Raw genomic sequence first — 22,910 nt, forward strand, 5'->3', positions numbered from 1 at the left:
TGGCATCTGCCTGCATCACCCATCCTCTCTATTGGCGAACATGGCAGGCCCGTCCCTGTTGGGATCGGGCCTGCGCAGTCGGCGGAGGTTATACGCCTCCCATGCGGATCAGTAGGTGATCCGGGCCGTCAGGCTGATGCGACGATCATTGACCACCACGTCACGCGGACGGCTGTCGATGCCGAAATAGGTCGCACGACGGGTGTTGGTCAGGTTGGTCCCGTCCAGCGCCAGCGCGAACTGCGGCGTCACATTATAGCTGATCGACGCATCGAGCTGACCGAAGGGCTTGTTGAACACCGGCAGGCTGCCGGTGCCGTTGCCCGCGGTGGTCACGACATATTTGCTGCGCCAGTTATAGGCGACGCGGGCCGACAGGCCGCCCTTCTCGTAGATGCCGACGATGTTGTAATTATATTTCGACAGCAGTTCGAGCGGAACGTTGGTGACCGGGCCGCTGGTGGCGGGCGACGGTGCCTGCGAGTCCACATAGGTGAAGTTCGCCTGCATGCCGAGGCCGTCGAACGGACCGGGCAGGAAGTCGAAGAACTGCTGATAGGCGAGTTCGAAGCCCTTCACCTTGCCCTTGGCGACATTGTTGTAGGACGTCACTTCATATTCATAGCTGTTGCCATTGTCGAAGGTGACGTCGCGATAGGACACGGCGGTCTGGATGTAGTTCTTGATATTCTTGTAGAAGGCCGCTGCGGTCAGCGAGCCGGTCCGCGAGAAATACCATTCCACCGTGGCGTCCAGATTGTCCGACTTCATCGGCTTCAGATACGGGTTGCCGCCGCTGGCCGTGTGGATCTGATCCTGCTGCGCGGCGCCCGGTTCGCTGATCGTCAGGCTGGGGTTGAGCTGCGTGAAGGTCGGACGCGAGATGTTCTTCGCGGCGGCGAAACGCAGCTGCAGATTGTCGGTCAGGTGGACGCGCAGGTTCAGGCTCGGCAGGACCGAGGTATAATCCTGCGACACGGCGATCGGGTTGAACACGGTCGGGCCGCTGACTTCATTGCCATTTTCGTCCAGCACGATCGGGGTCTGCTGATAATAGCCCGACACGTCGAGATTGGTGCGGACCACGCGGATGCCGATATTGCCGTCGACCGGATCGGCCTTGAAGAAGGCGGTGGCATAGCCGGTGAAGGTCTTCTGCCGCTGCTGGTTGGTGCCGCTCTGGGTATAGGCCGGCGCGCTGGCAATGCCCAGCGTGTCGAGCGTGTTCTGATAGTTGCGGATGATGCCGCGGTTGAAGGCGATGATGTTGCCGAACAGGTCGGCGTCGCCGCGGAAGAAGTCACCCAGGTCAACCGTTTCCAGTTCGCTGGGGATGCCCGACAGGCCGGTATAGCGATAGCCGGTGTCGATCGTGCGGTTCTTGCGGTCGGCATAGCGGAAGCCCGCCTTGATCGACGACAGGATGCCGGCATCGAAGCGATATTCGGCGTCGAGGCGCGCGGTCTTGTCCGACGCCTTCGATTCATTGAGGTTATCGAGATAGAAGGCGCTGGTGTAGGTCGCCGGGTTGGTGAGGCCGGTTTCCGAACCGATGTTCACGACCGGGACCGAACTCGAAATATCCTGATAGAGGGTGTCGGCAACGCCGTTCAGGCCGAAGATCGAGCGCAGATTCTTGGTCTTGGCATCGACATACTGGCCATCGGCGGTAACGGTCAGCTGGTCCGTCGGCTTCCACTTCAGGTTCAGCGAATAGTCCGTCGTGGTCGAATGACGGGTCTGGGCGCTGGTGTTGTTGCCGACCGGCACGTCGATGAAGGTGCCGCTCTCGAAATCGCCATTGTCGGCATAGGTGAAGGCCGCGCCGGGCTGCGGGATGATCGCGCTGCCCGAGCTGTAGGCGAAGAAGCTATAATCGTCGAAACGGAACTTATAGTCCGAACGGAAGACTTCGGCGGTCAGCTCCAGCGTATCGCTGGGGCGCCACTGGAGCGCGACATCGGTGCCGAGGCGACGACGATCGCCATAGACTTCACCGATACCGGTACCATGCGGCAGGGTCGTGGTCTGGCCGGTGCGGCCCAGGCTCGCCAGCACTTCGGCGTCGGTCGCGTTGGTCGGATCGAGCGTGTAGAAGGGCTCGGTCGAGATCGTGTCCTGACGGAAGGCGGTCTTCTGGAAGGAGACGCTGGCGAGGATGCCGATTTCACCGATGCCGGTGTCCCAGCGGTCGCTGACCATCAGCGAGGCCGAGGGCTTGAACTTATCGGTCAGGTCGAAATAGCTCTGGGTCGCGGTGGCGGCGACCTTCAGGCCATCGAAATCGAACGGCTTGCGGGTGCGGAAGTTGATCGTGCCCGACAGCTGATCCTCGATCAGGTCGGCCGACGGATTCTTGTAGACGTCGATGCCCGACAGCAGTTCGGACGGGATGTCTTCCAGGTTGAGCTGGTTGGCGCCCGAGGCGGTGAAGATGTCGCGGCCGTTGAGTTCGGTGCGGACCTGGGTCAGGCCGCGGATCGCGACCGAGCTGCCTTCGCCATATTGGCGCTGGACCTGGATGCCGGTGATGCGCTGCAACGCTTCGGCGACGTTCCGGTCGGGCAGCTTGCCAATGTCTTCGGCGACGATCGAGTCGACGATCACGTCGCTGTTGCGCTTGATCGACTGGGCGCTGGAAAGGCTGGCGCGGACACCGGTGACAACGATGCCATCTTCGGACGCAGGAGCATCGCTCGACTGTTCCGCAGCCACATCCTGGGCGTGCGCCTGGACGCTGCACCCCAGCATGACGCTGGCGAGCGAGATACCGGCGAGCAATTCCGCACGCGACGGCACGTTAAAATTCTTGAACATTTGGTCCCTTCCTCTCCCCTGGCCCCTGGTCGGAGCACTGATCGATTCGGCGCCGCGATGCCGCGGCAAAAACATATTCCCCTGCCGTGATATTTCCCTATTGGGAGCGATACCAACGCGGCGCCCTATTACTCTCCGTTTCCAATTTGTGAAATATAAAAATTGATTTCACCTGTAGATGGTGTGTAGGGAAGGACCAACAGATGATGGCGCTACCAAAGGCGAGATAGCGCCCGATTGGTGAGGGGATCGGGATGGAAGGCAAGGCGCGCTACCAAGCGCCGGCCCTGAAGAAAGGGCTGGAAATTCTGGAGCTTCTGGCCGGTTCCAGCGAGCCGCTGATCATGTCCGACATCTCCGCCGCGCTTGGCCGGTCGGTCAGCGAGATTTTCCGCATGCTCCAGGTGCTGGAGGAACATGGCTATATCGCCCGCGCCGAGGATGGCTATCGCCTGACCAACCGGCTGTTCACCCTGGGCATGAGCCAGCCGCCGATTCGCGACCTTGCCTCCACCGCCCTGCCGGTGATGCAGGAACTGGCGCGGCAGGCCGGGCAAAGCTGTCATATGGCGGTGGTGTCGGGGGCGGAAATGGTCGTCATCATCGCGATCGAAGCGCCGGGCCTGTCCGGCTTTGCCGTGCGCGTGGGCTATCGCCGGCCGCTGCACCGCTCCAATTCCGGCCGCATCCTCCTCGCCTTCCAGTCGCCCGAAAATCGCGAGGCGATGCTGAAGGACATCCGGGCCAGCGATCCGCAATTGGAGGAAGCCGAACTGGTCGCGCGGCTGGACGCCGCCGTCGCGGCGGGCGGCGCGGTGTCGCCCAGCCCGATGCTGACCGGCATCACCGACCTGTCGGCGCCGATCCTGGTCGGCGGGATCGCCCGCGCATCGCTGACCATGCCCTTCGTCGACGGCGCCGCCAACCGGGCGAGCATCGAGCAGTGCAATGATCTGGTGCGCGGCGCCGCGCAGGCGATCGGCGCAGCCATGTCGCCGATCAAGGATGCGCCGTCCCGCGCCACCGCCATGGAGGAAGAGCAATGACCCTGCTGGATCGCCGCACAGCGCTGATCGCTGCCGCCGGCCTTGCCGCCCTGCCCGGCCTTGCCGCCGCGCAGACGACCGCGGCCGACGAGGTGATCGAGCTGTGGCCCGGACCGCCGCCCGGCGACGCGCGCGCGCGGATCGTCCGCAAGATCGACGACCAATCGAAAGACCCGGCCAAGCCCGATCGCTGGGTGACGGGGATCGCCCGCCCGGTGCTGGTGGTGCGCCGTCCTGCCCGCCCCAATGGCGCGGCGATGCTGGTGGTGCCGGGCGGCGGCTATGGCTTCCTGTCCTACGACAATGAGGGCACCAGCCAGGCCGCCTGGCTGAACGAACGGGGCATCACCGCCTTCATCCTGCTCTATCGCCTGCCCGGCGAAGGCTGGGCCCAGCGGCAGGATGTGCCGTTGCAGGATGCCCAGCGCGCGATGCGGCTGATCCGCGCGCGGGCTGTCAATTTCGCTGTCGACAAGGGCCGCGTCGGCGTGCTCGGCTTCTCGGCCGGCGGCCATCTGGCGGGATCGCTGGCGACGCGCCATGGCGAGCGCGTCTATGCCCCGGTCGATGCCGCCGATCGCGAAAGCGCGCGCCCCGATGTCGCCGGCCTCATCTATCCGGTGGTCAGCCTCGACGCGCCCTTCACCCATGGCGGGTCGCGCGACATGCTGCTGGGTGAAGGCGCCAGCGCCGACATGCGCCGCGCCCGGTCGGTGGAGGTGCGGGTGGACGCCGATACGTCGCCCATCTTCCTGGTCCATGCCAGCGACGACGGTCTGGTGCCGCCGGCCAACAGCATCGCCCTGTTCCAGGCGATGGAGGTGGCCAAGCGCCCGGTCGCGCTCCATATTTTCGAGGATGGCGGCCATGGCTTCGGCAACCGCCTGCCCCGGACGATGCAGGCGTCGGCCTGGCCCGGTCTGTTCATGACATTCGCCGCCAAGCAGGGATTGCTGGCGCAATGAAGACAGCGCTGTCGATAGGTCTGCTCGCGCTTGTCGCCAGCGCTGCGTCCGCGGCACCGGACTCCTATCAAAGCGCGCCCGAACGCCGCACCGTCGCGGAAAAGGATTGGGGGCCATGGCTTGGCCCGTTCCGCGCCAGGCTGGTGCCCAGCCTGATGCAGGATTTTGGCGAACGCTATCTTTACGCCCCGGCCAATGCTGCCCTGCCTGCGCCGAAGGATGGCGAGCAGCGCGTCGTGTTCCTGGGCGATTCCATCACCGATCGCTGGAATCTGGCCGCCAGCTTCCCCGGCAAGCCCTATGTCAATCGCGGCATCGGCAGCCAGGTGACGGCACAGATGCTGCTGCGCTTCCATCAGGATGTCGTGGCGCTGCAGCCCAAGGTCGTGGTGATCCTGGCCGGGATCAACGATGTCCAGGGCTTCCTGCAGCAGGAAACGCCCGAACAGATCGAGGCGAATTGGGAAGCGATGGCCGACATCGCCACCGCCCATCATATCAAGGTCGTGTTCGGATCGATCCTGCCGGTCAACAACTACACGGATGCGGCGAAGGATGTGGTGGCGGAGCGCAAGCCAGCCGAACTGGTCGCGCTCAACCAGTGGCTGCGCGCCTATTGCGCACAACACGGCCATGTCTTTGCCGATTATCATGCCGCGATGGTCGACCAGAATGGCCTGATGGCCGCCGCCTATACCCAGGACGGCGTGCATCCGCTGGACAATGGCTATGCCGTGATGGCGCCGATCGCCGCCAGGGCGATCGCGCAGGCGCTAGGAACAAGGAAATGAGGACGACGATGCTGCGTTTCACCGCCCCCCTTCTCGCCGCTGCCTGCGCAATGGCGCTGGCCATGCCGGCCCTCGCCGAAACCAAGGTGCCGGGCGATCCGCATGCCAATGATCCAGTCGGCATCGTCGCCGATCCCTGCCCCACCCATGAGAAGCCGAGCGACGAGGCTGGCTGGAAGCTGTGGAACCTGCACATGCTGACCCGCGATTTCGGGCAGCTGTGCCGCTATGCCGCCGCCAACAAGGCAATCGAGGGCCAGAAAGTGCGCGTCGTCTTCATGGGCGATTCCATCACCGACAACTGGATCAACCTGGACCCGACCATGTTCCAGAACGGGCTGGTCGATCGCGGCATCAGCGGCCAGACGACGCAGCAGATGCTGGTGCGCTTCCGCAATGACGTGATCGCGCTGAAGCCGCAGGCGGTCCACATCATGGCGATGACCAACGACATCGCCGGCAATACCGGCGCGGCAACGATGGAAACGGTGCTGGGCAATATCCAGACCATGGCCGACCTCGCCCGCGCGCATGGCATCAAGGTCATCATCGCCTCCGTGCCCCCCGCTGCCGCCTTCCCCTGGAGCCCCGGCATGACGCCCGCACCGCAGGTCGCCGCGATCAACAAGTGGCTGGCCGACTATGCCCGCGCCAATGGCTTCACCTTCGTCGACTATCACAAGGCGATGGCGCAGCCCGATGGCGCGATGAAGCCGGGCCTGTCGAGCGACGGCGTCCATCCGACCAGGGAAGGCTATGCCATCATGCGTCCGCTGGCCGAGGCCGCGATCGCCAAGACTTTGGGGGAAAAGTGATGCAGGATTTCGGACGCCGATCCTTCCTGGCGGGCGCGGCTGCGCTGGGCCTGGCCAATGCCGCCCGCGCGGCCAGCCCTATGGGCACCGCCAAAGGCCCGGTGCAGGCAAGCTGGCCCTCGCTGGTCGACAATTACCGCTATCCCGACTGGTTCCGCGACGCGAAGCTGGGCATGTGGTCGCACTGGGGCCCGCAATCGGTGCCGGCGCAGGGCGACTGGTATGGCCGCTTCATGTATATGCAGGGCCACCCGATGTACGAACATCACCTCAAAACCTACGGCCATCCGTCGGTCGCGGGGATGAAGGACATCCAAAATCTGTGGACCGCCGACAAGTGGGATCCCGATGCGCTGATGGCCAAATATCAGAAGGCCGGCGCGAAATATTTCATGGCGCTGGCCTGCCATCACGACAATCTCGATTGCTATGACAGCCGCTACCATGCCTGGAACAGCCTGCGCGTCGGGCCGAAGAAGGATATTGTCGGCATCTGGGAAAAGGCCGCGCGCAAGGCCGGCCTGAAATTCGGCGTGTCGAACCATGCCGCCCATGCCTGGCACTGGTATCAGCCCGCTTACGGCTATGATCCGGTCGGCCCGCAGAAGGGCGTGCGGTATGACGCGTTCCGGCTGCGCAAGGAAGATGGCAAGGGCCAATGGTGGGACGGCCTCGACCCCCGCGAACTCTATACCGGCGGCCATGCCGTGCTGCCCGACGGCATCGACACGATCGAGGCGATGGACAAGTGGCACGACGCGAATAACGGCCAGTGGATCGAGACCGGGCCGAAGGATGATCCGGCCTATGTCACCCGCTGGCTGCTGCGCCAGACCGACCTGGTCGCGAAATACAAGCCCGACATGGTCTATATGGACGATCATGAACTGCCCTTCGGCCCGGTAGGGCTGGAAGCGGCGGCGGACTATTATAACCGGTCGATCGAATGGCACGGCAAGATCGACGTGGTCATGACCGGCAAGCAGCTCAAGCCCTATGCCCGGTTCGGCATCGTCCAGGATGTCGAGCGCGGCTATACCGACCATATCTGGGACGAGCCGTGGCAGACCGACACCTGCATCGGCGACTGGTTCTACAATATCGCCCGGCTGACCGACAAAAGCTACAAGAGCGCCGAGCAGGTGATCCAGCGGCTGGCCGATGTCGTGTCGAAGAACGGCAATCTGATGCTGTCCATTCCGCAGCCCGGCGACGGCTCCATCGACAGCGAGGCGGAGAAGATCCTGGACGCGATGGCCGGATGGATGGTGCATGGCGGCGAGGCGATCTTCGGTTCGCGGCCGTGGAAGCGCTATGGCGAAGGGCCGACCCAGGCGATCGTCGGCATGCAGAATGAGGAGAAGGCCAAGCCCTTCACCGCGCAGGACATCCGCTTCACCACCAACAAGGGCGCGCTCTATGCGCTGTTCCTGGGCAAGCCGGCCGGATCTACGACCATCCGCTCACTGGCGCGCAGCCAAGGGACTGGCACAATCGAGCGGGTGACGCTGCTCGGCGGCGGCCAGCTTGCCTTCCGTCAGGATGGCGCGGGCCTCCACTTCACCATGCCGCACGGCATCGATTTCGTCCCCACCGTCCGCATCGACGGCCGGGGTCTGGTTTAATGCAAGTACAGGGAATGACTGGGATGATCGCAAAGGGCTTCAAGGCAAGACTGGCGGGGATCGCATTGGGTGCATCCTGCATCGCCATCGCCGCACCGGCGCTGGCCGCGCCGATGGCGCTGCTGGATCGCAATGGCAGCCGGGTCGCGATCGAACCCTATGCCCCCAATATCGTGCGCGTCACCATCGCGATGGACCCGGACCTGGCGCAGGCGGCACCGGGCGAAGGCCCCAATGCCAAGGCCGATGCCAGCGGCTGGACCCATAGCAGCGACGCGACCGGCGACATCTTCACCTCCTCGGCGCTTTCGCTGACGATCGATGCCCAGCCCTGGCCCGGCGCGCCGACCCAGATGCAGCGCTATTTCGCCCCGGCCCTGCCGCCGGTCAGCCTGTCGGTGAAGGATGCCAGCGGCACCGTCCTGACCAAGATGACCGGCTGGGAAATGGCGCCCGTGACCGTCAATGGCGAGAAGACCTTCAAGGTCGGCGCCAGCTTCGACGCGCCGCTGGACGAGCATTATTACGGCCTGGGCCAGAACCAGGAAGGCTATATGGATCTGCGCGGCAAGCAGATCGACTGTTCGCACAGCTATGACGCGCCGGCCGGCGAGACCGTCTGCGTCCCCTTCCTGGTCACCAACAAGGGCTATGGCATCGTCTGGGACAATCCGGCGCGCACTTTGGTGTGGCCGGGCCTGCACAATTCGACCCGTTTCCAGAGCCAGGTCGGCGAACGCGTGTCCTTCTTCGTCATCACCGGCAAGACCACCGATGACCTCTATGCCGGCTATGCCAAGCTGACCGGCGCGACGCCGCTGCCGCCCAAGGCCGGTTTCGGCCTGATCCAGAGCAAGGCGCGCTACGAGAGCCAGAAGGAATTGCTCGACGTCGCCAATGGCTATCGCCAGCGCAATCTGCCGCTCGATATCATGGTGCTGGACTGGTTCTACTGGACCCGCATGGGCCAGCTCGACATCGACCGCACCTATTATCCTGACCCCAAGGGGATGAACGACCAGCTCAACGCCATGGGCATGCGGTCGATCATCAGCGTGTGGCCGCGGTTCGAGCGCGAAGGCCGCTATTTCGAGTTCCTCAAGTCCAAGGGCTGGTTCCTGAAGGACAAGGACGGCAATCCGGTCGACGGCCTGCCGATGCGGTCCGACCGGGCCGGCGCGCTGATCGACAGCACCAACCCGCAAGCGCGGGAATGGTTCTGGGGCAAGCTGCGCGACAATATCGCGAGCCAGGGCTTCGACTGGTTCTGGCTGGACGAGACCGAGCCGGATCTGGTGCCGGACGGCTATTTCTACTCGATCGGTTCGGGCGACCGCTATCATAACCTGTTCCCGCTGGTGCATACGTCGGGCGTGGCCGAAGGCTCCGAGCGCGACCGCCCCAATTTCCGCAACATGATCCTGGCGCGCGCCGCCTATCTGGGCTCGCAGCGCAATGGCGGCCTGTTCTGGTCGTCGGACATCAAGTCGACCTGGGAAGCGCTCGACCGGCAGGTGCCCGCCGGCCTCAACTTCACCGCGTCGGGCCTGGCCTATTGGGGCAGCGATATTGGCGGCTGGCAGTGGCCGAGCGGTCCCAAGGCGCAGCATCCGGTGCTGCTCGATCCGGCCGGCATGACGGCGGCGGGTGCGGACTATACCGATTATCCCGAACTGTTCGTGCGCTGGTTCCAGTATAGCGTGTTCACGCCGACGCTGCGCATCCATGGCCAGCGCCCGGACACGGAATTGTGGACCTATGGCAAGGCGGCCGAGCCGATCCTGGCCGACTGGCTGCGCCTGCGCTACACGCTGATCCCCTATATCTATGCGCTGGGCCGCCACACCTATGACACCGGCGCGCCGTTCATGCGCGGCCTGTTCATGGACTTCCCGAACGATCCCAAGGTGTCGGACATCGGCGACCAATATATGTTCGGCCCCGCCTTCCTGGTCGCCCCGGTGACCAAGCAGGGCCAGACCAAGCGGTCGGTCTATCTGCCCGCCGGCACCGCCTGGTATGATTATTGGACCAACCAGAAATATGAGGGCGGCCAGACGATCGAGGTGGATGCGCCGATCAACCGCATGCCGCTGTTCGTGAAGGCCGGTTCTATCGTGCCGATGGGCGTGCAGGTGAAGAGCACGGCCGAGAAGCAGGCCTTGGAAAGCATCCGGGTTTATCCGGGTGCCGATGCGCGCTTCACCCTTTATGACGATGACGGCACGACCAATGCCTATCGCAAGGGCGGCATGAAGGCCGAGCTGGTCTGGGACGACAAGGCAAAGACGCTGACGAGCAAGACGAAGCTGCCCACCGGCCAGGCCATCAGCGGCCTGGTGCAGATCGTCGGTCAATAAGGAGACAAAGAAGATGACGGGTATCAATCGCCGCGAACTGGGCCTGGGCCTGGGTGCCGCCGCGCTGGGCGCGGGCCTGGCCGGCAGCACCGGTGCGAACGCGCAGGCCGCAGCCGCGGCCGCCGGCGCGCCGCAGGGCAGCCTCGCCTTCCCCGCCGACTTCCTGTGGGGCTGCGCCACCGCATCCTATCAGATCGAGGGCGCCGTGAACGCCGATGGTCGTGGCCAAACCAACTGGGACGTGTTTTCCCACACGCCCGGCAAGGTCGCCAATGGCGACACCGGCGACATCGCCTGCGACAGCTATAACCGCTATCAGGACGATATCGCCCTGCTGAAGGCGCTGGGCGTCAAGGCCTATCGCTTCTCGATCGCCTGGTCGCGCATCTTCCCCAATGGCCGGGGCAAGCCCAATGCCAAGGGGCTGGACTATTATAACCGTCTGGTCGACGGGCTGCTGGCGGCGGGGATCACCCCGCATGTCACCATGTTCCACTGGGATCTGCCCCATGCCCTGCCGGGCGGCTGGCAGAATCGCGACACCAGCTACGCCTTCGCCGACTATGCCGGCTATACCGCCGGCAAGCTGGGCGACCGCGTCAATCACTTCATGACGCTCAACGAGCTGCGCTGCTTCACGGACCTCAGCTACATGACCGGCGGCAAGGCGCCGGGCCTGAAGCTGCCGATGAAGGAGGTGAACCAGGTGCGCCACCATGGCGTGCTGGCCCATGGCCTGGGCGTACAGGCGATCCGCGCCGCGACCAAGTCGGGCACGCAGGTCGGCATTGCCGACAATCCCAACATCTATGTCCCCGCGATCGAGACGCCCGAGCATATCGAGGCGGTGAAGAAGGCCGTGCGCGAAGAGAACGCCATGTTCCTGACCGCGATCATGGAAGGCCGCTATATCGACAGCTATCTGACCGCGCAGGGCAAGGACGCGCCCGTGGTCAAGGAAGGCGACATGAAGCTGATCGGCGCGCCGCTCGATTTCCTGTCGGTCAATGTCTATACCGGCAACACCGTTCGCGCCGACGAGACCGCACCGTCGGGCTACAAGATCCTGCCCCATCCGGGTCAGGCGCCGCGCATGCCCTCCCCCTGGCTCTATGTCACGCCGGAGGTCATCTATTGGGGGATGCGCGCCATCAGCGAAAACTGGAAGCCCAAGGGCCTCTACATCTCGGAAAACGGCTGCTCGGCCGACGACAAGGTGGCCGAAGACGGCAAGGTCTATGACACCGACCGCGTCATGTATCTGCGCAATTACCTCACCCACCTGCAGCGCGCGACCCGCGAAGGCATTCCGGTGAAGGGCTATTTCGTCTGGAGCCTGATGGACAATTTCGAGTGGGAGGATGGCTATACCAAGCTGTTCGGCATCCACCATGTCGACTTCAAGACCCAGAAGCGCACGCCCAAGCTCAGCGCCGACTGGTATCGCGAACTGGTCCGCACCAACAAGCTGGTGTGACAAGAGCGCCGCCGCCATCCCCTTGCGGATGGCGGCGGCGACCTAAAATTCCACGCCATATCGACATATGGCGTCGCATGGGCATTATCCCCTCGCATTGCCGGCCGCTGACTCGCGCCGCGCAATATCCAAGAGAGATAAGGAGTTACCCATGACGATGTCGCCGCTGTCCCGTGCCTCCCGCGCCGCCTGGCGGACGCTGGCCTGTGCCGGGCTGCTGTCCGCTTCCGCCCTGGCCGTGGCGGCCACGACCGCGCCGCAATTCGACGTCGCGCGCATCGTCAACGACATCAAGATTCTGGCCAGCGACGAATTTGAAGGCCGTGGCCCGGCGACCCGCGCCGAGACCAAGACGATCGACTATATCGCCAAGCAGATGGCGGCGGCCGGGCTGAAGCCCGCGGGCGACAAGGGCACATGGTTCCAGGACGTGCCGCTGCGCATGTCGAATATCACCGGCACGCCCAGCCTGTCGATGACCGTGGGCGGCGCGGCCCAGCCGCTGACCCAGGGCACGGAAATCGCCGTGCGCGCGGCCGAGACCGGCCAGTCGGCTGTCAAGTTCGCCAACCTGCCGCTGGTCTTCGTCGGCTATGGCGTGAAGGCGCCCGAGCGCGGCTGGGACGATTTCAAGGGCGTGGACCTTAAAGGCAAGATCATGGTCGTGCTGGTCAACGACCCCGATTTCGAGGGGGGCGAAGGCGATTTCGGCGGCAAGCTGATGACCTATTATGGCCGCTGGACCTACAAGTATGAAGAAGCCGCGCGCCAGGGCGCAGCCGGCGTGCTGGTGGTGCATGAAAGCGAGCCGGCCTCCTATGGCTGGGCGACGGTCAAGAACAGCAACACCAACACCATGTTCGACATCGTCCGTGCCGATCCCAAGAGCGCCCACACCCAGATGGAAGGCTGGATCCAGAAGGATCTGGCCGCCAAGCTGCTGGCCGCATCGGGCGTCGATTTCGAGGCGGCCAAGGCGGCCGCACGCAAGAAGGACTTCAAGCCCATAACGCTCAAGGCAACGATGAGCGCCGACTATGCGGTGAAGTCGGAAATCATCACCTCGCACAATGTCGTGGGCATCCTGCCGGGCAGCAAATATCCCGACGAGACCGTCATCTATTCCGCGCACTGGGACCATCTGGGCATCGGCGCGCCGGACGCGAAGGGCGACACCATCTATAATGGCGCGCGCGACAATGCGTCGGGCACCGCCGCCCTGCTGGAACTGGCCCGCGCCTATGCCAAGGGCCCCAAGCCCGAGCGCAGCGTGCTGTTCCTGGCAGTGACGGCCGAGGAGAAGGGCCTGCTGGGGTCGGAATATTATGCCGACAATCCGCTGCGCCCGCTGGCGACCACGGCCGGCGTCATCAACATGGACGGCCCCTTCGCCGCCGAGAAGACGGTCAATTTCTCCATCTCCGGCGCGGCGAAGCTGGACCTGCTGACCCTGCTGACGCAGGAGGGCGAGAAGCTGGGCCGCCATTATACGCCGGACGCGCGCCCCGAAGCTGGCAGCTTCTACCGCTCCGACCATTTCCCGATGGCCAAGCGCGGCGTGCCTGCCATCTCGTTCAATCCGGGCCGCGAACTGGTGAATGGCGGCGCGGCGCGCGGCAAGGAACTGGGCGATATCTATACCCGCGATCGCTATCACCAGCCGGCCGACCAGTATGACGACAGCTGGAACACCAGCAGCTGGGAGGGCGACATGACCCTGCTCTACAATGTCGGTCGCCGCGTCGCTGACGGCCATGACTGGCCCAACTGGTCGAGCGACAGCGAATTCCGCGCGGCCCGCGACGCCAGCCAGGCACAGCGCAAGTAAGATGTGAGGCGTGGCGGCCGGTGCCTACCGGCCGCCATGTCATATCGGCAGTTCGTGGGTCGACTTGATTTCCGACAGGGCGACGGTCGAGTTGATTTCCTGGACGCCGGGCAGCTTGCTCAACCGTTCGAAGAAGAAGCGTTCATAGGCCTCGATATCCTTGGCCACGATGCGCAGCATGAAATCCATCGTGCCGAGTAGCACGAACGCCTCCAGCACTTCGGGAAAGCCGCCGATCGCGGCGCTGAATTCGTCCAGATTGGCGCGGCCATGGGCGTTGAGCTTTACCTGGGCGAAGACCTGGGCATTGAGGCCGACCTTGCGCCGGTCGAGTAAGGCCACCCGCTTGCGGATCAGCCCTTCCTTTTCCAGCCGGTCGATGCGGCGCCAACAGGGTGACGGGGTCAGCCCGACCTTGTCCGCGATCTCCGCCGTGGTCTGGCTGGCATCGCGCTGCAATTCGCGGAGAATCTTCCGCTCGAAATGGTCGAGTTCGATCATATTTTCCTACATATCGCCGATGGCAGGATAATTCATCCTCATATTGGCGATATCGGGCTTCAAATCAGGCAAGATTCTTCTCTGGCGACCGGCGATAAGGCGGCATCATCCCGAGGAGAAGAATATGGTTTCCCGTCCTGCCCGCCTGAACCCGCCGATGCAGTCGGTGCGGCTGCTTGATCCCGCCAGCGGGCTGGACGGCGTGATTGCCATCCACAGCACCGCGATCGGGCCGGGCGCCGGCGGCTGCCGCTTCTGGCATTATGCAGACATCGGCGCGGCGCTGGACGATGCCTGCCGCCTGACCGAGGGCATGAGCTACAAGAATGCCATGGCCGGCCTGCCCTTCGGCGGCGCCAAGGCGGTGCTGCGCCGGCCCGAAGGCGAGTTCGACCGGGTCGCGCTATTCCAGGCGTTCGGCCGCGCGGTCGAGGAACTGGGCGGCACCTATGTCACGGCCGAGGATGTCGGCACCAGCGTCGCCGACATGCAGGCGGTGGCCAGCCAGACCCGTCATGTTGCGGGCCTGGATGTCGCCGAGGGCGCGGCCGGCGGCGATCCGTCGCCCTGGACCGCGCTGGGCGTGTTCGAGGCGATGCAGGCGGCCGCCCGCCAGTCGCTGGGTGCCGAACTGTCCGACCTGACCGTTGCTGTGCAGGGCACCGGCAATGTCGGCGCGGCGCTGTGCCGTCGCCTGGCCGATGCCGGCGCCCGACTGGTGATCGCCGACATCGATCCGCGCCGCCGCAACACGCTGGCCGCCGTGCTGAACGCGAATGTGGTGGACGTGGCCGACATCGCCGCGGTCGAGGCGGACATCTTTGCCCCCTGCGCCCTGGGCGGCGCGCTCGATCCGCAGAGCGTGGTGGCGATGCAGGCGCGCCTGGTCTGCGGCGCGGCCAACAACCAGCTGGCGACGCCCGATGTGGCGGAGCTGCTGCGGACGCGCGGCATCGTCTATGTGCCCGACTATGTCGCCAATGCCGGCGGCATCATCAGCGTGTCGGCCGAATATCTGGGCGAAGACCGCGCCAGCGTCGCCGCCCGCGTCGACCAGATCGGCGGCCGGGTCGCCCAGATACTGGACCAGGCCAAGCGCGAGGAGCGCTCCCCCGCGCTGGTCGCCGACGAAATGGCCGAAGCCATCATCGGCGAGGCCGAACGCCAGGCGGCGTAATTCCAAGCGCCCTCTGCGCTGTCGGTCAGTCCCGGCAGCGCAGGGTGGCGAGCGCCGCCAGCAGCATGACGGCGCCGGCAAAGGCCATGGTCCAGATCGGTTCGGTCGGGAAGAAATGGCGCATGATCGTGCCCATCACCGTCGCCACCAGCAATTGCGGGATGACGACGAAGGCGTTGAACAGCCCCATATAGATGCCGAGCTTGGTCTGCGGCACGCTGGAGGCGAGCATCGCATAGGGCATGGCGAGGGTTGAGGCCCAGGCGATGCCGATCGCCACTTCCGACAATAGCAGCGCCTGTGCATCGCGCAGGACCAGGAAGGACAGGAAGCCGAGCGCGCCGAGCGTCAGCGCCAGCGCATGGGTCCGGGCCTGGCCGATGCGGCGGGCAAGCGGCTGGAGCAGGAAGGGCGCGGCGAAGGCGGCGACGCCATTATAGGTGGCGAACAGGATGCCGACCCAATTGCCCCCTTCATTATAGGCGGCGCTGGTCGGATCGGCCGATCCGAAGACATATTGGGCGACCACTGGCGTGGTATAGATCCACATGATGAAGAGCGCTGACCAGGTGAAGAACTGGACCAGTGCCAGCTTCTTCATCATCGCCGGCATGGTCGCGAAATTGCCGACCACATGGCTGAGCAGATTGTCGGTCCGGCCCTGCGCATGGAGGGTGCGCGCGACGATGCGGGCGATGCCATAGGCGGCAAGGAGCCCGCCCAGCAAATACAGCTCCTTTTCCAGCGCCCAGCCCCAGACGGCGGCGATGATGGCGAGGCCTGCGACGATCCAGAGCGGACCACCCGCGGGGACCGGCGGCGCCTTCTCCCGGCTTGCCGCTTCGCTGGCCTGGGCAAAGCGGGCCATCTGCTCGGGCGAATATTCGCGGGTGGTGAGCACGGTCCAGAGCACGGCGAGGAACAGCGCGGCGCCGCCGATATAGAAGCTGACGCGCACCGTGTCGGGGATCATGCCGGCGGGCGCGACATTGGAGACGCCCATCTGGTCGAGCAGCCAGGGGGTGGAGGAGCCGATCACCGCGCCGGTGCCGATGAAGGCGGTCTGGATCGCATAGCCGGCCATATGCTGTTCCTTCGCCAGCATGTCGCCGACAAAGGCGCGGAACGGCTCCATCGAGACATTGAGCGAGGCGTCGAGAATCCAGAGCATCAGCGCGGCGGCCATCAGGCCGGGCGCATTGGGCATGCCGAAAAGCGCAAGCGCCGCAAACAGCGCACCGGCAAAGAAATAGGGCCGACGCCGGCCGAGGCGGCACCAGGTGCGATCGCTATAATGGCCGATCACCGGCTGGACCAGCAGGCCGGTCAGCGGCGCAGCGATCCACAGCAAGGCGAGATTGTCGAGATTTTCCCCCAGCGACTGGAAGATGCGCGACATGTTGGCGTTCTGCAGCGCGAAGCCGATCTGGATGCCGAAGAAACCGAAGCTGATATTCCACAGCCCCCAGAAGCCCTGGCGCGGCCGACTGTCGGACGTCGTCGCGCCCGGTTCCAGCCCCATCTCATTCATTCCGGCCATCCCCATCCTTCGCCTTAACTTCGCACATTTCCCGCACATTTTGACATTAAGTTGCGAACGCCTGATCCTATCGGAAAGTCTGCCTTCATGCGGTCACGCAGCCTATCAAGCACAGGCGGAATAGGACAGCCGGGGCTGTTGATCGCCCCCTTCAGTCCTGCGTCATCCTGACGAAAGTCAGGATCCATTCGGCGCGACGCCTGCGCGCGAGCGCTGAATGGATCCCGGATCAAGTCCGGGATGACGGTAGGAACAGAACAGGCGTCAGCCTTCACCGCTTGCGCTTGCCGCCGCTGGCGACGAAGCGGATTGCCTGGCCGCCGCCCGGTGCCAGGTCGATGGCGAGGACATCGCCCTTCTTCACCGGCTTCTTTTCGATCACGATCGCGTGGCGCGCTTCGGTGCGATAGTCGGCGCCGGGACCGTCGCGGTAGATCTCGGCGGTGTAGCTGCGGCCGGCATCGAGGAAGTCGAGCGTCACCTTGCTGGAGCGCGCCTGTTCATCGCCGACTGCGCCCAGATACCAGTCGTCGCTGCCCTTCGCCTTGCGCGCGATGGTGACATAGTCGCCGACCTCGCCATTCAAGGCGCGGGTGTCGGACCAGTCGGTCGGCACATCCTTGATGAACTGGAAGGGACCCGGATATCTGGCGTAATTTTCCGGCGTGTCGGCCGCCATCACCACCGGCGAATAGAGGACGACATAGAGGGCGAGCTGCTTGGCGATGGTCGAGTGGATCGTGCTGCCTTCCGAACCCGAAAGGCTGAGCACGCCAGGGGTGAAGTCCATGGGACCGCCCAGCAACTGGGTGAAGACCAGGTTCGCCTCATGCTCGGGGGGGTTCTTGCCGCCGACCCAGGCATTATATTCCATGCCCCGGCCGCCTTCGCGCGCGACCCAGTTGGGATAGGTGCGGCGCAGGCCGGTATCCTTGACCGGTTCATGGCTGTCGATACTGACATGATATTTGGCGGCGGTCTGCACGACGCGCAGATAATGGTTCACCATCCACTGGCCTTCATGCCATTCGCGATGCTTCGCGCCATCGGCGTCCACCCGCTCGATCTGGCCGGCATCGGTGACATAGCCGGTCTTCACCACCTGCTCGCCATGGTCGGCCGCCCATTTGAAGGCACTGTCGAGCTGGCCGTCATAATGGCTGGCCGAACCGCCGGTTTCATGATGACCGATCAGGGTGACGCCCTTGGACTTGGCATAGGCGGCAAGGCCGTCGGCATCGAAATCCTCGGTCGGCTGCGAGAAGTTCATGTCATTGCCGTTGCCGAACCAGTTGCCGTCCCAGCCGACATTCCAGCCCTCGACCAGCACGGCGGGGATGCCGCTGGCGGCGGCGAAATCGATATAGCGGCGGACATTGGCGGTGGTGGCGCCATGTTTGGGGCCGCGCGCCCAGGTCCATTCGCCCTTGATCATGTTCCACCAGACGCCGACGAACTTGCCCGGCTTGATCCAGCTTGAAACGTCGCCAAGCTTGTTGGGCTCGTTCAAGTTCAGGATCATGTGGTTCATGTAGAGGCCGGCGGCATCGTCGGCGACGGCGATGGTGCGCCAGGGGGTGGAGAAGCCGGCATCGCGCGATACCTTGGGCGCGCCCGCCCCCGGCGTCAGATCGGCGCGGAAAGTGTTGCCCTCGGCACGGGCGAGATTCATGCCCGCATAATCGACCAGCGCGGCTTCATGCAGCGCGACATGGGTGCCGTCGGCCAGCTTCACCGTCATCACCGTCTGGGCGGTGCCGACCGCGTCGAGCGAGGTGCGGTTGTAGAGATATTCCTCGCGGTTCCATTCATAGGCGGGCTTCCACCAGGCAGTGCCGCCTTCAGCAAAGGCGAACTGGGTCAGTTCCTCGGCAATATTGGCGTGATGGAGATTGGCCTGGTCAGGCAAGGTATAGCGGAAAGCGACGCCGTCATCGAACAGGCGGAAGGTCACGTCAATCTCGCGCTGGAGATCGCCCTTCTCGCGAAACACCAGCTTCAGCTCATTATGATGATCGCGGATCGTGGTCCATTCGCCCCAAGGCTGGGTCCAGCTCGTGTCGCTACTGGCCTGCTTGGCATCGGCCAGCGTCAGGTTGCGCTCGATCTTGGGTGCGTCGGTGAACATGAAGCCCAAGCGACTGTCGGCGATCAGCGGCTTGCCATTGCGCTGCACGGCATAGCTCGGGCGCCCCTCGCCATCGAGGCTGATGGTGAGGGTGATATGGCCGTCGGGCGAGGCGGCCCTGGCCACCACATCGGCGCGCGCGGCGGTGGGCGCGAGCGCCAGGGCAATGAGCGGGAGAGCGAGCGCGGTCAGTCGCTTCATGGAAAAATCCTTGTCTTTCGGCGCGTCATTGCGAGCGCAGCGAAGCAATCCATGGGCAGTCCATTTGGATTGCTTCGCTACGCTCGCAATGACGAGGGAGAATGTCATTCTGAATGGTCAAAGGCGGCGACGAGGCCGGATGCGGGGGCGAAATTCCAGTCGGCGATGCGGCCGGTCGACAGTTCGACCTGCCAGCAGTCCGCATCGGCCGGGCGCCAGGCGACGGGGCCGGTGCCGAGGTTGAAGACGCAGAGGCGCTGCTGCCCGTCCTGCGTCCGTTCAAAGGCGAGCAGATCGTCCGGCGTGTCGAGAAAGGTGATCGTGCCGCTGCGCAGCGCCGGGGTGGCATTGCGCAGGGCCAGCACCTGGCGCGTCCAGTGGAGCAGCGAGGCGGGATCGGCTTCCTGCGCGTCGACGGCGAGCGGGCGATGGGCCTCCCCTACCGGCAGCCAGGGCTTGGCGTCGGAGAAACCGAGCCAGGGGGCCGCGCCGGTCCAGGGCATGGGCGTGCGGGCGCCGTCGCGCGACAGGGTCAGCGGCCAGTTGGCGATCGCCTCGGGATCCTGCAGATCCTCGAACGCGATATCGACCTGCGGCAGGCCCAGTTCCTCGCCATAATAAAGGAAGATATTGCCGCGCAGGCAGGCCAGCAGCAGCATCTTCATCCGGCAATAGGCATGGGCGTCGATATCGCCGGCCCAGCGCGAAACGGCGCGCGGCGCGTCATGATTTTCGAACGCCCAGCTCGGCCAGCCGATGCCCTGCTCCGCCGGCCAGCGCGACAGCGCGGCCTTCAGGAACGGGGCGGTCAGCCTGGGGGCGTAGAGGAAGTCGAAGCCATAGGCGGTGTTGAGGCGATGATCGCCCTGGGTGAAGGCCTTCATCTCCGCATCGCTGTCATCCCCGCCGACTTCGGCGACGGTAAAGCGATCGGGATATTCGTCGAACACCGAACGCACCTTTTCCAGGAACAGCGGAATGTCCGGGTGGCTCTGGCTGTAGCGCTTGATCTGGAAATCATAGGGGCGCGTGCGGATGCGACCATCCTCCGGTGCGGGCGGATTGTCGCGCAGTTGCGGGTCGGGCATCGAATGGTTGATCGCATCGATGCGGAAGCCGTCGACGCCGCGGTCGAGCCAGAAGCGGACAATATCCAGCACAGCCGCCTGCACCTTTCCATTGTGCAGGTTGATCTGCGGCTGCTCCTTCAGGAAATTGTGCATATAATATTGGCCGCGCCGCGCGTCCCAGGTCCAGGCCGGGCCGCCGAACACCGACTGCCAGTTGTTGGGCGGCGTGCCGTCGGGCTTGGCATCGGCCCAGACATACCAGTCGGCATGGTCGTTCTGGCGGCTGGAGCGGCTTTCGATGAACCAGGGATGTTCGTCGGAGGTGTGGGCCCAGACCTGATCGACGATGATGCGCAGGCCGAGGTCATGGGCGCGGGCGATCAGCGCGTCGAAATCGGCGAGCGTGCCGAAGATCGGATCGACATCGCAATAATCCGACACGTCATAGCCGAAGTCGCGCATCGGGCTCTTGAAGAAGGGCGAGAGCCAGATGGCGTCGACGCCGAGCGAGGCGACATAGGGAAGATGGGCGGTGATGCCGGCCAGATCGCCGATGCCGTCGCCATTGGAGTCGGCGAAGCTGCGCGGATAGATCTGGTAGATGGTGGCGCCGCGCCACCAGGGAGTCAGTGCGTCGGTCATTGCGGATTAGCGCTCCGTACAGCGCAGACGCTGTAGCCAAGGGGAGGAAGGTCGAGGGCGAGGCTGCCGGGCGCGGATGCGCGCGGGGCACAAGCCGCGCCGGCAAGGGTGTCGAAGGCGGTGGAGGCGGTATCCACCTGGACCTGCGCCCTGATCGGCGCGGTCGATGTGTTTAAGGCGATGAGATATTCCACGCCCGTATCGGGATCGAAGCGGGAGACGGCAAACAGGCCCGGCTCGTCGCCGCGCGCGCGGATCGTCTCGCTGCCCCGGCGCAACGCGGCATGGCCGGTGCGCAGGCGGGCGAGCGCCGCGATCTCGCGATAGAGCGGATGGGTGGGATCGAAGCGCGGTGTGGCGGTGGTCGCATCGCTGCCGAGCAGGCGATTGTCGTTATAGCTCGCCACCTGGCTGCCGAACATATCCTCGCGCGCGTCCTGATCGCCGCCGTCGCCGACGAAACCCTGTTCATCGCCATAATAGATGGTCGGCACGCCGCGCAGGGTCAGCAGCATGGCGTTGGCGAGCATCACCCGGCGCAGCACCTCGTCCTCGCCGGCCTGCGGGAAGGCGCGGCGGACGAAGGTGGCGAAACGGCCGGCGTCATGATTGCTGACGAAGGTCGGCAACTGGCGCGCGGTGGCCGCGCCACCCTGATAGAGGGCGTCGCCGGTCAGCATGCGTTCCCAGGTGGCGGTCGCCGCCTTGCCCGCGACGGTTTCCAGCGCGGCCTGGCGGAAGGCGAAGTCGAGCACGGCGGGGAAGCCGCCTTCGCGGGTGTGCCAGGCGAGCGGGCCGGCATCGACCGTCTCGACATAGACTTCGCCGAAGACATGGAAATTGGGGATGCCGCGCGCTTTCGCCCGTGCCTGCATGGCGGGAACGAACTGCTGCCAGAAATGCGGGTCGACATGGCGGGCGGTGTCGATGCGGAAACCGTCAATGCCGAAGCGGTCGATCCAGCCGCCGAAAATGTCGATCATGCCGGCAATCACGCGCGGATGTTCGGTCATCAGATCGTCGAGCCCGGCAAAATCGCCCATGGTCGCGCTCTCGCCCGAATAGGTCGTCTCGCCGCGATTATGATAATAGCGCACATCGTTGAGCCAGGCCGGGTTCTTCACCGCCTGCTCGCCCTTCGGCACGAAGGGGGTATAGGCATAGGCGGGGTCGGTGAGCTTGCCGAAATTGGCGGCGCTATGATCGGCGTCGCCGGCAAAGCCCGGATTGATCGCCGGGCCGGCCACGCCGCCGCGCCGCTGATAGGGATAGTCGGCGCGCGAGCGATAGGGACAGGGCTGGTCGGCGCATTCGCGATATTGGATCACGTCGGCCGTATGGTTGGCGATGATGTCCATATAGACTTTCATCCCCCGGCCATGGGCGGCCTGCACCAGCGCGGCGAAATCCGCATCGGTGCCGAAATGCGGATCGACATGTTCGAAATCGGTGATCCAGTAGCCGTGATAGCCGGCGCTTTCCTGCCCCTTGGGGCCCTGCACCGGCTTGTTGCGGAAGATCGGGCCGACCCAGATGGCGGTGGCGCCCAGCCCCTGAATATAGTCGAGCCGGCGGATTAGCCCCTGGATATCGCCGCCATGGTAGAAGCCCTTGGACGCGGGATCATAGCCGGTCTGGAGCCGGTCGCCCTTGAGGCCCCCCTTGTCATTGGCGGGGTCGGCATTGTCGAACCGGTCGGGCAGGACGAAATAGATGACTTCATCTTCGGGCAGGCGGGCGCGAAAGCCGTCATCCTGTGCCATGGCCGGAGCGGGAAGCGCGCAGAGCGCAGCCAGCAGCATTGCCGTTCGTCCGCGCATGGCCTTCATCCCTCCCATTGCCGCTTGTGCCCGATTGCCGCGGCTTGGCCCCTTCTTAGTCGGCGGGGACAGGGCGGGCCAAGGGAGCGGCATACGTATTCAGACCG

At 64.7% G+C, this 22,910-nt stretch carries 15 protein-coding genes; 9 read left to right on the top strand and 6 right to left on the bottom strand.

Annotation, left to right across the window (positions count from 1 at the left end; translation table 11 throughout):
- Positions 1-108: 108 nt before the first annotated feature.
- Positions 109-2,817: a TonB-dependent receptor gene (locus tag E5554_RS21750; protein WP_136188056.1), complete on the bottom strand. Its 2,709-nt coding sequence runs from the start codon at positions 2,815-2,817 to the stop codon at positions 109-111.
- A gap of 254 nt (positions 2,818-3,071) precedes the next feature.
- On the opposite strand from E5554_RS21750, the gene E5554_RS21755 reads away from it, so the two are divergent.
- The 8 genes from E5554_RS21755 (at position 3,072) to E5554_RS21790 (ending at position 13,724) form a co-directional block, all read left to right on the top strand.
- On the top strand, positions 3,072-3,863 hold the full coding sequence (locus E5554_RS21755; RefSeq protein WP_136188057.1) for an IclR family transcriptional regulator: 792 nt from the start codon (positions 3,072-3,074) through the stop codon (positions 3,861-3,863).
- Positions 3,860-4,828, top strand: coding sequence for an alpha/beta hydrolase (locus tag E5554_RS21760; RefSeq protein WP_136188058.1), 969 nt, complete (start codon positions 3,860-3,862; stop codon positions 4,826-4,828). The genes E5554_RS21755 and E5554_RS21760 overlap by 4 nt, the downstream gene beginning before the upstream one ends.
- A complete protein-coding gene (locus E5554_RS21765) occupies positions 4,825-5,619 on the top strand; it encodes an SGNH/GDSL hydrolase family protein (protein WP_136188059.1) in 795 nt (264 codons plus the stop codon). The genes E5554_RS21760 and E5554_RS21765 overlap by 4 nt, the downstream gene beginning before the upstream one ends.
- An 8-nt stretch (positions 5,620-5,627) precedes the next feature.
- A complete protein-coding gene (locus tag E5554_RS21770; protein WP_136188444.1) occupies positions 5,628-6,434 on the top strand; it encodes an SGNH/GDSL hydrolase family protein in 807 nt (268 codons plus the stop codon).
- Complete coding sequence (locus E5554_RS21775; RefSeq protein ID WP_136188060.1) at positions 6,434-8,059, top strand: alpha-L-fucosidase; 1,626 nt, start codon at positions 6,434-6,436, stop codon at positions 8,057-8,059. The genes E5554_RS21770 and E5554_RS21775 overlap by 1 nt, the downstream gene beginning before the upstream one ends.
- A gap of 23 nt (positions 8,060-8,082) precedes the next feature.
- Positions 8,083-10,419, top strand: coding sequence for a glycoside hydrolase family 31 protein (locus E5554_RS21780; protein WP_136188061.1), 2,337 nt, complete (start codon positions 8,083-8,085; stop codon positions 10,417-10,419).
- Positions 10,420-10,432: 13 nt separating this feature from the next.
- Positions 10,433-11,896, top strand: a complete 1,464-nt coding sequence (locus tag E5554_RS21785) for a GH1 family beta-glucosidase (RefSeq protein WP_136188062.1) — start codon at positions 10,433-10,435, stop codon at positions 11,894-11,896.
- 151 nt (positions 11,897-12,047) lie between these two features.
- Positions 12,048-13,724 (top strand): M28 family metallopeptidase, encoded by a 1,677-nt coding sequence (locus E5554_RS21790; protein WP_136188063.1) that lies wholly within the window; start codon positions 12,048-12,050, stop codon positions 13,722-13,724.
- A gap of 39 nt (positions 13,725-13,763) precedes the next feature.
- On the opposite strand, the gene E5554_RS21795 is transcribed toward E5554_RS21790, so the two are convergent.
- Entirely contained in the window at positions 13,764-14,225 is a 462-nt protein-coding gene (locus tag E5554_RS21795; RefSeq protein ID WP_004208390.1) for an Lrp/AsnC family transcriptional regulator, read from the bottom strand.
- Positions 14,226-14,349: 124 nt separating this feature from the next.
- Between E5554_RS21795 and E5554_RS21800 the strand changes: the two genes are divergently transcribed.
- Positions 14,350-15,402, top strand: a complete 1,053-nt coding sequence (locus tag E5554_RS21800) for a Glu/Leu/Phe/Val dehydrogenase dimerization domain-containing protein (RefSeq protein ID WP_136188064.1) — start codon at positions 14,350-14,352, stop codon at positions 15,400-15,402.
- Positions 15,403-15,427: 25 nt separating this feature from the next.
- On the opposite strand, the gene E5554_RS21805 is transcribed toward E5554_RS21800, so the two are convergent.
- The 4 genes from E5554_RS21805 to E5554_RS21820 all read right to left on the bottom strand — a co-directional run bounded on the left by E5554_RS21805 (position 15,428) and on the right by E5554_RS21820 (position 22,803).
- The gene (locus E5554_RS21805; protein WP_136188445.1) at positions 15,428-16,933 is read right to left on the bottom strand and encodes an MFS transporter; all 1,506 of its coding nucleotides are present in this window, start codon (positions 16,931-16,933) and stop codon (positions 15,428-15,430) included.
- A 280-nt stretch (positions 16,934-17,213) separates the two neighbouring features.
- A complete protein-coding gene (locus E5554_RS21810) occupies positions 17,214-19,271 on the bottom strand; it encodes a glycoside hydrolase family 97 protein (protein ID WP_136188065.1) in 2,058 nt (685 codons plus the stop codon).
- A 104-nt stretch (positions 19,272-19,375) separates the two neighbouring features.
- Positions 19,376-20,983, bottom strand: a complete 1,608-nt coding sequence (locus E5554_RS21815; protein ID WP_136188066.1) for an alpha-glucosidase — start codon at positions 20,981-20,983, stop codon at positions 19,376-19,378.
- Positions 20,980-22,803, bottom strand: coding sequence for an alpha-amylase family glycosyl hydrolase (locus E5554_RS21820; RefSeq protein ID WP_136188067.1), 1,824 nt, complete (start codon positions 22,801-22,803; stop codon positions 20,980-20,982). The genes E5554_RS21815 and E5554_RS21820 overlap by 4 nt, the downstream gene beginning before the upstream one ends.
- Positions 22,804-22,910: the final 107 nt, after the last annotated feature.

Origin of the sequence: Sphingobium sp. PAMC28499, assembly GCF_004795815.1 — a bacterium.
GTDB classification, from domain to species: domain Bacteria; phylum Pseudomonadota; class Alphaproteobacteria; order Sphingomonadales; family Sphingomonadaceae; genus Sphingobium; species Sphingobium yanoikuyae.

Bases quoted from the DNA above. Each gene is read 5' to 3' on its own strand.
- E5554_RS21750 (WP_136188056.1), bottom strand. From the start codon at position 2,817: ATGTTCAAGAATTTTAACGTGCCGTCGCGTGCGGAATTGCTCGCCGGT.
- E5554_RS21755 (WP_136188057.1), top strand. From the start codon at position 3,072: ATGGAAGGCAAGGCGCGCTACCAAGCGCCGGCCCTGAAGAAAGGGCTG.
- E5554_RS21760 (WP_136188058.1), top strand. From the start codon at position 3,860: ATGACCCTGCTGGATCGCCGCACAGCGCTGATCGCTGCCGCCGGCCTT.
- E5554_RS21765 (WP_136188059.1), top strand. From the start codon at position 4,825: ATGAAGACAGCGCTGTCGATAGGTCTGCTCGCGCTTGTCGCCAGCGCT.
- E5554_RS21770 (WP_136188444.1), top strand. From the start codon at position 5,628: ATGCTGCGTTTCACCGCCCCCCTTCTCGCCGCTGCCTGCGCAATGGCG.
- E5554_RS21775 (WP_136188060.1), top strand. From the start codon at position 6,434: ATGCAGGATTTCGGACGCCGATCCTTCCTGGCGGGCGCGGCTGCGCTG.
- E5554_RS21780 (WP_136188061.1), top strand. From the start codon at position 8,083: ATGATCGCAAAGGGCTTCAAGGCAAGACTGGCGGGGATCGCATTGGGT.
- E5554_RS21785 (WP_136188062.1), top strand. From the start codon at position 10,433: ATGACGGGTATCAATCGCCGCGAACTGGGCCTGGGCCTGGGTGCCGCC.
- E5554_RS21790 (WP_136188063.1), top strand. From the start codon at position 12,048: ATGACGATGTCGCCGCTGTCCCGTGCCTCCCGCGCCGCCTGGCGGACG.
- E5554_RS21795 (WP_004208390.1), bottom strand. From the start codon at position 14,225: ATGATCGAACTCGACCATTTCGAGCGGAAGATTCTCCGCGAATTGCAG.
- E5554_RS21800 (WP_136188064.1), top strand. From the start codon at position 14,350: ATGGTTTCCCGTCCTGCCCGCCTGAACCCGCCGATGCAGTCGGTGCGG.
- E5554_RS21805 (WP_136188445.1), bottom strand. From the start codon at position 16,933: ATGAATGAGATGGGGCTGGAACCGGGCGCGACGACGTCCGACAGTCGG.
- E5554_RS21810 (WP_136188065.1), bottom strand. From the start codon at position 19,271: ATGAAGCGACTGACCGCGCTCGCTCTCCCGCTCATTGCCCTGGCGCTC.
- E5554_RS21815 (WP_136188066.1), bottom strand. From the start codon at position 20,983: ATGACCGACGCACTGACTCCCTGGTGGCGCGGCGCCACCATCTACCAG.
- E5554_RS21820 (WP_136188067.1), bottom strand. From the start codon at position 22,803: ATGCGCGGACGAACGGCAATGCTGCTGGCTGCGCTCTGCGCGCTTCCC.